Source organism: Bradyrhizobium tropiciagri (assembly GCF_001189845.1).
Lineage (GTDB): Bacteria > Pseudomonadota > Alphaproteobacteria > Rhizobiales > Xanthobacteraceae > Bradyrhizobium > Bradyrhizobium tropiciagri.
The window spans coordinates 1-9,781 of record NZ_LFLZ01000140.1 but is presented as its reverse complement, the minus strand read 5'-3'; the positions used below and the strand labels follow the sequence as shown (position 1 = coordinate 9,781).

Below are 9,781 nucleotides of genomic sequence, written 5' to 3'. Positions count from 1 at the left end.
GATCGCATCGAAGATGCGATCCGGGTGAGGGGGAGTCTCCGCGAGTCCGATTGCAACCGTTGCGCGGAAGCAGCCCCTCACCCCAACCCTCTCCCCGTAAGAACGGGGCGAGGGAGCGCAGTCCCTTCGTGGCCGCTTACGCCGCCCTTTGCCCGCTACCGGCATCGAGCCCGGCATAGATGCCCTTCTCGAAGCCTGCGAAGGCCTCGAGGCTATGCTTGTCGGCGAACGGCAGCAGCTGGGTCAGGATCACGCCGCAAACGTCGCGCGACGGATCGATCCAGTAATAGGTGTTGGCAAGGCCCGCCCAGGCGAGGCTGCCGGGGCTGCGGCCTTCCGGTGTCTTGGCGGTGTTGATCAGGAAGCTCAGCCCCCACTTCTTGATCATGTCGGGATAGAGATCGACATCGTTGGTGTATGGCGGCGCCGCGGTCGTCATCTTGCCGACGGTGAGATCGCCCATCTGGTTCTGCCCCATGGCGGCGACGGTCTCGGCCTTCAGCAGCTGGTTGCCGTTGCCTCTGCCCTTGTTGAGGATCATCTGGCAGAACTTGATATAGTCGGCCGCGGTCGAATACAGGCCGCCGCCACCCATGTGGAATTCAGGGTTCTGCTCGAGCTCGAACGGCATCGCGGCGAGCGTGCCGTCCTCGCCGCGGGCATGCATGCCGACCAGCCGCTTGCGCATGTCGTCGGAGATCTTGAAGCCGGTGTCGCTCATGCCGAGCGGCGCGAACATATTGTCACGCAGATACGCATCGAGCTTCTTGCCCGATGCTGCTTCCACGGCCTTGCCGACGAAGTCGATATTGATGCCGTATTCCCAGCGTGTGCCGGGCTCGTTCGCGAGCGGGGTCTTCAGCGCGGCATTCAGGCAGGAGATGATCCCGGGCGTGCCGGTCTTCTCCATGTATTTCCCCATGTCGGCGTTCCACAGGTCGTAGCAGAAGCCGGCGGTATGGGTCATGAGCTTACGCAGCGTGATCGGGGTCTTGGCCGGGCGCAATTTCGGCTCGCCTTTGGCATCGAAGCCCTCGAGCACCTGCGGCGCGGCGAGGTCGGGCAACAGCTTGCCGATCGGCTCATCGAGCGAGAGCTTGCCCTGCTCGACGAGCTGCATTGCGCCCGCTGATGTCACCGCCTTGGTCATCGAGGCGATCCAGAACACGCTGTCCGCCGTCATCGGATCGCTCTTGGAAAGGTCGCGCTTGCCGAACGCGCCTTCGTAGATCACGTCCTTGCCGGTGGCCGCGACTGCGACCACGCCGGGAATCTCCTTCGCCTCGCTCTTCTGACGCAAAACCTGATCGATCTGAGCCTTGCTCTGCATTGGGCTTCCTCCGGTGGGCTTATTGTTTTGAAGTGGGCGGATCATCCTCCCGCTTGTCGGGTCCCGCAAGGCGGGCGCGCGATGCGATGGTGTCGCGATGTCGTGAAGGCGGGCGGCTCAGGAACGACCTGGCTCAGAGGGTGTTCACCACGCGCGCAGATTTTGCGGTGGACTCCGCACCGGTCCCGGTGACCCCGCAAGGCGGCCACGGTAACGTGATCGGCAGATTGATTTTCGTACCTGTTTTTTTGCATTAACGCATTCAGATCGCTGCATAAATGGTGCGGCGGATTGGGCTGGATTTGACGAAAAAGATCGTCATTTCGCCTCGCGGGGACGCAGCAATGATTTCGACATGGAGTGAATGGAAGCGCTACCCGCGGCCGGGGCGCGGCGAGAATATCGAGGCGCCGATCAGCCCAGGTCTGTATGAAGTTCGCTACGCGGGTACCGGCGCACTGCACTCATTCGAGGCGGTCGACAATGTCGCACAGGCGCTGGCGCTGCTGCAGACCGGCGCCAAATCCTGGTTCGGCCGCCGCGATGCGCGGGCGCAGGCCGACCTCGAATACCGCACTTGCGCGACCTCGACCAAGGCGGATGCCAAGGCCGCGGCCGAACACATGATCGGCCGCCGCGAAACCTACATGTCGGGCGGCGCGATGTCGTGACGCTGTCATTCCGGGGCGATGCGCAGCATCGAACCCGGAATCTCGAGATTCCCCGATGCGCAATTGCGCATCTGTGGTCTGGTCCTTCGGACCATCCCGGAATGACAATTCTCCGCGCCGGCGCATGAAGGAAGTTCACGTGCCAGCCCTCAATATTGCTTGAAGCAGGGTCGCGCCCGGCGCCGGTGCATCGCAACGGTTTTCCGACTATATAGGCCGCGAATACCCCCAAGAAATTCCAGGAGTAACGCCATGACCCCGCCCGTTGCCGCACGCGCCACGCAATCCGCCGCTTCCCTGCACGACCGCCTGAAGGATCCGTCGCTGCTGCGCGACCGCTGCTACATCGACGGCGCCTGGGTCGGCACCCCCGAATTCGCCGTCAACAATCCGGCGACCGGCAATGAGCTGATCAAGATCCCGCAGCTCAGCGCCGACGATGCGACCAAGGCGGTCGAGGCCGCCCAGCGCGCGTTTCCGGCCTGGGCCAAGCTCACCGCCAAGCAGCGCTCCAACATTTTGCGCAAATGGTTCGACCTGATCATCGCCAATCGCGAGGACTCGCGCTGATCCTGACCTCCGAGCAGGGTAAGCCGCTCGCGGAAGCGCTCGGCGAGGTCGATATCGGTGCGGCCTATGTCGAATTCTTCGCGGAAGAGGCGCGACGCGTCTATGGCGAGACCATTCCGACCCAGCGTCCGGATGCGCGCCTGCTTGCGATCCGGCAGCCGATCGGCGTCTGCGGCGCCATCACGCCGTGGAACTTCCCGAACTCGATGATCACGCGCAAGGTGTCGCCGGCGCTGGCGGCCGGCTGCACGGTGGTGCTGAAGCCCGCCAACGAGACGCCGCTGTCGGCGCTCGCGCTCGCGGCGCTGGCCGAGAAGGCCGGCGTGCCGAAGGGCGTGTTCAACATCATCACCGGTGACGCGCCGCCGATCGGCAAGGTGCTGTGCGAGCATCCGGCGGTGCGCTTCGTCGGCTTCACCGGCTCGACCAATGTCGGCAAGATCTTGTATCGCCAGGCGTCGGTCGGCGTGAAGAAGCTCGGCCTCGAGCTCGGCGGCAACGCGCCTTTCATTGTGTTCGACGATGCCGATATCGATGCGGCGGTCGAAGGCGCCATGGTCTCGAAGTACCGCAACATGGGTCAGACCTGCGTCTGCGCCAACCGCCTCTACGCCCAGGACAAGATCTACGACCAGTTCGTCGAGAAGCTGTCGAAGAAGGTCGCGGAGATGAAGATCGGCGACGGCACCGAGGCCGGCGTCACGCAGGGGCCGCTGATCAACATGAAGGCGATCGAGAAGGTCGAGCGTCACATCGCCGATGCCGTGAAGGGCGGCGCCAAGATCGTGACCGGCGGCAAGCGCTCGTCGCTCGGCCGCAGCTTCTTCGAGCCGACCGTGCTGTCGGACGTGCGGCCGGATGCACTGGTCGCGCACGAAGAGACCTTCGGCCCGCTCGCGCCTGTCATCCGCTTCAAGGACGAGGCCGACGTGATCGCGATGTGCAACGCCTCGCCGTTCGGCCTCGCCTCGTACTTCTATTCGCGCGACATCGGCCGCGTCTGGCGCGTCGCCGAGGCGCTGGAGTCGGGCATGGTCGGCGTCAACTCCGGCCTGATCACGACCGAGGTCGCCCCGTTCGGCGGCGTCAAGGAAAGTGGCCTCGGCCGCGAAGGCTCGCGCCACGGCATGGATGAATATGTCGAGATCAAATACGTGATGATGGCCGGCGTCTGATCGCCATCATTGTCTGTTCGCTTGAGCCCGGCTGCTGATTAAATCAGCGCCGGGCTTTTGCTTGATCACACGCTCTTGTCGATCGTTTACCGACATTCAGAGAGCTGCGACAATTCACCGCGTCCGACCGCGACCGCATCGAGAATCTCTCTAATCTCGAAAGGGCTGTCAGAAGGCCGCATCAGCGCGCAGTCTTCAATGAAACAATAATCAGAACGCTGAATCTTCCGCATCGTTGTCGCGTCGCACGGCGAGCTTCGTCCCCTCTCTTAGATGCGTTCTAGTTGGCGTCACCGCGCGTGATGCTTATGTCCCGGTGTCGCGCTTGAACTCTGACGATGTTCGAGACGAAACCAAGAAAAAGACTCCGGGGACCTCATGCTCGTCAGCTCAAATGTTCCATGCGCATTCCGACTCGCGTGCGCGTCGCTGCTTCTGACTGCGGTGCCGTCGCTCGCGCAATCGCCGGAGCAACCACCTGCAAGCGGTGCGGCGCCGCTTCCGCCGGTCGTCGTGGCCGCGCCACAGCATCGAAGCTCGCCGGTTCGCCGGCCGTCATCATCGCGTTCGGCACGTTCGTCGGCAGCGCATCAGGCGAGCAGGCGTGCGCATACGCCGACACCAGCGGCCACACCGACCGCCGGTGCACAGCAGGCGGCGTTGCCGGTGCCCTATATCGGCGGCCAGGTCGCGCGTGGCGGGCAACTCGGCCTGCTCGGCAACAAGGACTACATGGACACGCCGTACAGCCAGACGAGCTACACCGAGAAGACGATCCGCGATCAGCAGGCAACGAGCGTCGCGGAAGTGCTGACGAATTCCGATCCATCGGTGCGTGCTGCGATCGGCAGCAGCAACCGCTACGATGCGCTGACCATCCGCGGCTTCCGGATCGAGAACAGCGAGATCGCGTTGAACGGGCTCTACGGTCTCGTTCCGGCCTATCGTGTCAACCCGGCTCCGATCGAGCGCATCGAGCTGCTCAAGGGACCGGCTGCCTTCCTCAACGGAATGGCCCCGCAAGGCAGCATCGGCGGCACGGTCAACGTCGTGACCAAGCGGGCGGCGGAAGACCTGACGCGCCTGACCGCGGGCTACATCTCGGACGGACGTTTCGGCACGGAGCTCGATCTCGCTCGCCGCTATGGCGAGCAGAAGGAGTGGGGCGTTCGCTTCAACGGTGGGATCGACGGCGGCAACACCAGCATCGACCGGCAATCCGTGCGCAACGGCGTCGGCTCGCTCGGCGTCGACTACCATGCGAACGCTTCCGCTGGTCCGCCGACATCGTCTCCCAGGATGACTGGATGAAGGCCGCCCAGCGCGGCTACACGCCGGTGCCCGGCATCGCGCTTCCGAGCGCGCCCGATCCACGCATCAATCTGGCGCAGCCATTCGACTACGCGCGGTCGCGCAGTCTGACGGGCCTGACCCGCGCGGAATACGATCTGAGCAACAACGTCACAATGTTCGGCGCGATCGGCGGCAATGAATTCCGCTACGACAAGCGCGAAGATCCGGGCGCAACGATTCTCAACACGTCGGCCGATGCCTTAGGCACATCCCGCTTCCAGACCGGCAAATCGGAGGCCTTCTCGGGCGAGGCGGGCGTGCGCGCGCGCTTCGACACCGGGCCGATCGGCCACGAGGTCGTGGTCAGCGGCAGCGCGCAGAACCGGACGGATTGGCTCGGCCAGACCAATTACGGGACCTATCTCACCAACATCTACAGCCCGGCCTTGCTGGCCACCGCCGGTGCGCCGGTATCGACGTTCCCGGAAGGCAAGTCCGGCTTCCTCGGGCTGCGCAGTGTCGGCGTCGCCGATACGCTCACGACGATGGGCGGCATGCTGCAACTGATCGTCGGCGCACGCCAGCAGCAGGTGATCGCGAACAGCTACGCTCCGGTCAGCGGCCTCGAGACGACGCATTACGACCAGAACGCGACGTCACCGTCGATCGCCCTCGTGGTCAGGCCGATCAAGCAGCTGTCATTCTATGCGAATTACATCGAAGGCCTGTCGCCCGGGCCGACGCCGCCCTCCGGCGCGGTCAATACCAATGCGGTGTTCGCGCCGTTCAAGACGCGGCAGGTCGAGGTCGGCACCAAGCTCGATCTCGGCGGCTTCGGTGCGAGCCTCGCAGCATTCCAGATCAGCCAGCCGAGCGGCGTGATCGACCCCATCACCAAGATCTACAGCCTCGACGGCCAGCAGAGAAATCGCGGCATCGAGCTCAATACCTTTGGCGAAGTCGCACCCGGCGTCCGCGTTCTTGGCGGCGTGACCTGGCTCGATGCCCGGCTCACCCAGACGCAGGGGCATCTCTACGACGGCAATCACGCGATCGGCGCGCCCGGCCTGCAGGGCAATCTCGGCGTGGAATGGGATACGCCCTTCGTGCCCGGTCTCACCGCGACGGCGCGTGCGATCTACACGAGCCGGGCCTATGTCAGCGCCGACAACACCCAGAGCGTTCCCGACTGGGCGACCTTCGACATCGGTGCGCGCTATGCGACGACGCTTGCGGGGCGTCCGACGACGTTCAGGGCACAGCTCACCAATCTGTTCGACAAGCATTACTGGATCGGCAATCCGACCGGCTATGTGATCAGCGGCATGCCGCGGACGCTATGGCTGTCGATGACGGTCGATTTCTAGAGCAAGTGCCTCTGGCCATCGCACGCGACGGTGCGATGGCCGGCTACACGCCCTTGTCGTTCGGATTGGCGACGGCGTCCTTCAGCGGTGCCGTCATCGGGAAATTCAGGTTCACGTTCTTCGGCGGAATCGGCCGCGTGAACCATCTCGCGTAGAGCTCCTGGAATTCGCCGCTCTTCATCATGGCGACCAGCGTCTTGTCGACCAGCGCCTTGAACTCCGGATCGCCCTTGCGGATGATCAGTCCGTAGGGCTCGGTGCGCAGGCTGTCGTCGATGATGCGCCAGTCGGACGGATTGGGGCTGCCCGCGATCAGGCTTGCCAGCAAAATGTCATCCATCACGAAGGCGTCGCTGCGCCCGGTGGTCAGCGCGAGGAACGACGCGGCATGATCAGGCGTCAGGATGTTCTTGGTCTGAAAGTTCTTCGCCTGGGCGCGCGCGCTCAACAGTCCGATCGAGGTCGAGCCCGAGGTCAGTGAGACCGGCCTTCCGCCGAGATCCTCGAAGGTCTTGATCGGCGCGTCCTTCTGCACGACGGCGCGGATGCTCGACACGAAGATCGTGGTGCTGAAGGCGACGACTTTCTGCCGCTCCAGCGTGTTGGTCGCGGGACCGCAGACGATGTCGATGGTGCCGTTCTCGATCAGCGGTATCTGGGTAGAGAGCTGGATCGGCTGCAGCTTGGTCTGCAGCGTCGGTAGCTTGAGCTCGGCCTTCACCGCCTCGACGATCCCTGCGCAGAGGTCCATCGCAAAGCCCACCGGCTTCTGGTTGTCGTCGAGATAGGAGAACGGGACCGAGACGTCGCGGTGTCCGAGCCGGATCTCGCCGGCGTCGCGGATCTTGGCCAGCGTGCCGTTGGGCGATTGAGCAAGCGCTTCGGCGGATGCCGCCGTTGCAAGAAAGACTAGGGCAATCAGTCGCTTGGTTGCTCGGTTCATCTGATGCTCACGGCCGTCGGCGCCATTGGATACGATAGAGCAGAATTTTATACATAGGATTGCATAATCAGCAAATCGATTTTATACAATCATGGCTCAGCCGGATATTTGTTGCGGCCGGCGAGCGAGAGAGAAGCCGGATGGAACCTGCACCCGCTACAAGCCATCGAGGCGCCGGACCCCACGGTTCCGCGCCGGACGCGGTGCGTGAGGCGCTGAGGGCCGCGATCAGCTCCGGCGAGCTGGCGCCCGGATTGCAGCTGCGCCAGGACGAGCTCGCTGCCCGGTTCGGGACCAGCCGCATCCCGGTGCGCGAGGCGCTGCGCCAGCTCGAGGCTGAAGGCTTCGTGACGTTCCTGCCCAACCGCGGCGCCGTGGTCTCCGATCTGTCGATCGACGAGGTGATCGAGCTGCTCGAGATCCGCATCGCGCTCGAATGCCACGCCTTGCGTTTGGCGATTCCCGCGATGGGCGAGATCGACCTGGAGGCGGCGACCAAGATCCTCCGCGCCTACGACGCCGAGCCCGATCCGGCGCAATGGGGCGCCTTCAACTGGAAATTCCACGCCACGCTCTACGCGCCGTGCAATCGCCCGCGCCTGCTCGGCATGATCGAGGCGAACTACGGTCATGTCGGCCGCTTCACCCGGGCGCTGGTGTCGCAGGCGACCGGCAAGGAGCGTCCACAGCGCGAGCACTACCGGCTGCTCGAATTCTGCCGCGACGGCGAGGTCAAGAAAGCCGTCCGCCTGCTGCGCGATCACATCGAGGAGACGCAGAAGACGCTGCGCTCGGCGCAGCGCCAGGCGTTGCGCGATGCGAGCTAAAGCATGATCCGGAGAAGTGCGAAGCGGTTTTCCGAAGAGATCCTGCTCAAACAGGGACGCCCGGTCTGATCGCCTTCAGGACAGTTTGAATTATCGCAGGTCCGTTGCGGGCCTATCGGAGACTATTCGTGAAGACCAATGACGTCGAAATCCTGTTGATCGGTGCGGGCATCGTCGGCATCGCCACGGCCTATTACCTCGCCGTCCAGCACAAGCGCTCACGTTTGCTGATCGTCGATGAAGGCCAGCCGATGGCGCTGACCTCGGCGCAGTCGGGCGAGAACTACCGCAACTGGTGGCCGCATCCAACGATGGCCGACTTCACCAACCATTCCACCGACCTGATGGAGGAGATCGCGCGCCGCAGCGACAACCGCATCCACATGACGCGGCGCGGCTATCTCTTGGTCACGCGCGACGAGCGGCCCGAGGAACTGTTGCAGCAGCTCTACGCCGGCTATGGCGCGCAGGCCGCCAGGCTGATCCGTCAGCATGAAGGCGCAGGCCGCGGCTATCTGCCGCCGCATTCGGCCGATTGGCAGAACGCGCCCGACGGGGTCGACGTTCTGCTCGGCCGTGATCTTATTCAGGTGCATTACCCGACATTCGACAAGGAGGTCTCGACCGCGCTGCATATCCGCCGGGCGGGCGATATCAGCGGCCAGCAGCTCGGCCAGTACATGCTGGAGACCATGCGCCCGCTGGGTGCGCAGTTTCAGCAGGCGAGGGTGGTCGGCATCGCGAAGGCCGATCGCTTCACCGTCGATGTGCTGGCCGATGGCGCGCGGCAGAGCATCAAGGCCGATATCATCGTCAATGCTGCGGGCCCGTTCGCCGCGCAGGTCGCGGCGATGCATGGCGAGCAGCTGCCGATCGTCAATGTGCTGCAGCAGAAGATCGCGTTCGCCGATCGCAACCGCGCGGTCGATCGCAAGATGCCGTTCGCGATCGATCTCGATGGCCAGACGCTGGCCTGGTCCGATGATGAGCGCGAGGCGCTGTTGGCGGCGCCGGAATTCGCGCGCCTGCTGGCGCCGATGCCCGGCAGCATCCATTGCCGGCCCGATGGCGGCGATCATGGCGAGTGGATCAAGCTCGGCTGGGCCTTCAACGAAGAGCAGACCATGGCACCGATCCGCGAGCCGGAGCTGAACCCTTATTTTCCAGAAGTCGTGCTGCGCGCGGCGAGCCGGCTGCAGCCAAAGCTCGCGCAGTATCTCGGTGCGCTGCCGCGCGACCGCGTGCATTATGGCGGCTACTATCCGATGACGAAGGAAAACTGGCCGCTGATCGGGGCTGCGAAGACGCCGGGCGTGTTCCTCGCCACCGCGCTCTCCGGCTACGGCACGATGGGCGCCTGCGCCACCGGCGATCTCTGCGCCCGCGCCGTGGTCGGCGCGCCGGTGCCGGCCTTCGCGCGCAGCCTCTCGCTCGCGCGTTATGACGACAAGGCGCTGATGGACGAACTGGAAGCAAGCGCAAGCAGGGGGTTACTTTAAGAGAAGAGGCACTGGCGAAGGCGATCGCCCCGAGGGTGGCTTCACCTCTCCCGCTTGCGGGGGAGGTCGGCGCGCCCTGCGCGCCGGGTGGGGCTCGTCTCCTCTA

Annotated in this window: 7 protein-coding genes and 1 pseudogene; 6 read left to right on the top strand and 2 right to left on the bottom strand. The window is 64.4% G+C overall.

Annotated features, from left to right (window positions below):
* Positions 1–136: 136 nt before the first annotated feature.
* Positions 137–1,330 carry a serine hydrolase domain-containing protein gene (locus tag AKN84_RS43715; protein WP_050426510.1) on the bottom strand — a complete coding sequence of 398 codons (1,194 nt, stop codon included), beginning with the start codon at positions 1,328–1,330 and terminating at the stop codon, positions 137–139.
* A 344-nt stretch (positions 1,331–1,674) separates the two neighbouring features.
* Between AKN84_RS43715 and AKN84_RS43710 the strand changes: the two genes are divergently transcribed.
* From AKN84_RS43710 to AKN84_RS48620, 4 genes and pseudogenes are all read left to right on the top strand, one after another.
* A complete protein-coding gene (locus AKN84_RS43710) occupies positions 1,675–2,001 on the top strand; it encodes a hypothetical protein (RefSeq protein WP_050426511.1) in 327 nt (108 codons plus the stop codon).
* Positions 2,002–2,253: 252 nt separating this feature from the next.
* A pseudogene (locus AKN84_RS43705) lies at positions 2,254–3,746 on the top strand (NAD-dependent succinate-semialdehyde dehydrogenase).
* Positions 3,747–4,412: 666 nt separating this feature from the next.
* Positions 4,413–5,057: a TonB-dependent receptor plug domain-containing protein gene (locus AKN84_RS48625; protein ID WP_202814731.1), complete on the top strand. Its 645-nt coding sequence runs from the start codon at positions 4,413–4,415 to the stop codon at positions 5,055–5,057.
* Positions 5,054–6,406 (top strand): TonB-dependent receptor, encoded by a 1,353-nt coding sequence (locus tag AKN84_RS48620; protein ID WP_050426508.1) that lies wholly within the window; start codon positions 5,054–5,056, stop codon positions 6,404–6,406. Before AKN84_RS48625 ends, AKN84_RS48620 begins: the two co-directional genes overlap by 4 nt.
* Before the next feature lie 43 nt (positions 6,407–6,449).
* On the opposite strand, the gene AKN84_RS43690 is transcribed toward AKN84_RS48620, so the two are convergent.
* Complete coding sequence (locus AKN84_RS43690) at positions 6,450–7,349, bottom strand: amino acid ABC transporter substrate-binding protein (protein WP_050426507.1); 900 nt, start codon at positions 7,347–7,349, stop codon at positions 6,450–6,452.
* A gap of 140 nt (positions 7,350–7,489) precedes the next feature.
* On the opposite strand from AKN84_RS43690, the gene AKN84_RS43685 reads away from it, so the two are divergent.
* Positions 7,490–8,176: a GntR family transcriptional regulator gene (locus AKN84_RS43685; RefSeq protein ID WP_050426506.1), complete on the top strand. Its 687-nt coding sequence runs from the start codon at positions 7,490–7,492 to the stop codon at positions 8,174–8,176.
* 128 nt (positions 8,177–8,304) lie between these two features.
* Complete coding sequence (locus AKN84_RS43680) at positions 8,305–9,675, top strand: NAD(P)/FAD-dependent oxidoreductase (RefSeq protein ID WP_050426505.1); 1,371 nt, start codon at positions 8,305–8,307, stop codon at positions 9,673–9,675.
* The last annotated feature ends 106 nt before the right edge of the window (positions 9,676–9,781 follow it).

Bases quoted from the DNA above. Each gene is read 5' to 3' on its own strand.
- AKN84_RS43710 (WP_050426511.1), top strand. From the start codon at position 1,675: ATGATTTCGACATGGAGTGAATGGAAGCGCTACCCGCGGCCGGGGCGC.
- AKN84_RS43690 (WP_050426507.1), bottom strand. From the start codon at position 7,349: ATGAACCGAGCAACCAAGCGACTGATTGCCCTAGTCTTTCTTGCAACG.
- AKN84_RS48620 (WP_050426508.1), top strand. From the start codon at position 5,054: ATGAAGGCCGCCCAGCGCGGCTACACGCCGGTGCCCGGCATCGCGCTT.
- AKN84_RS43685 (WP_050426506.1), top strand. From the start codon at position 7,490: ATGGAACCTGCACCCGCTACAAGCCATCGAGGCGCCGGACCCCACGGT.
- AKN84_RS43715 (WP_050426510.1), bottom strand. From the start codon at position 1,330: ATGCAGAGCAAGGCTCAGATCGATCAGGTTTTGCGTCAGAAGAGCGAG.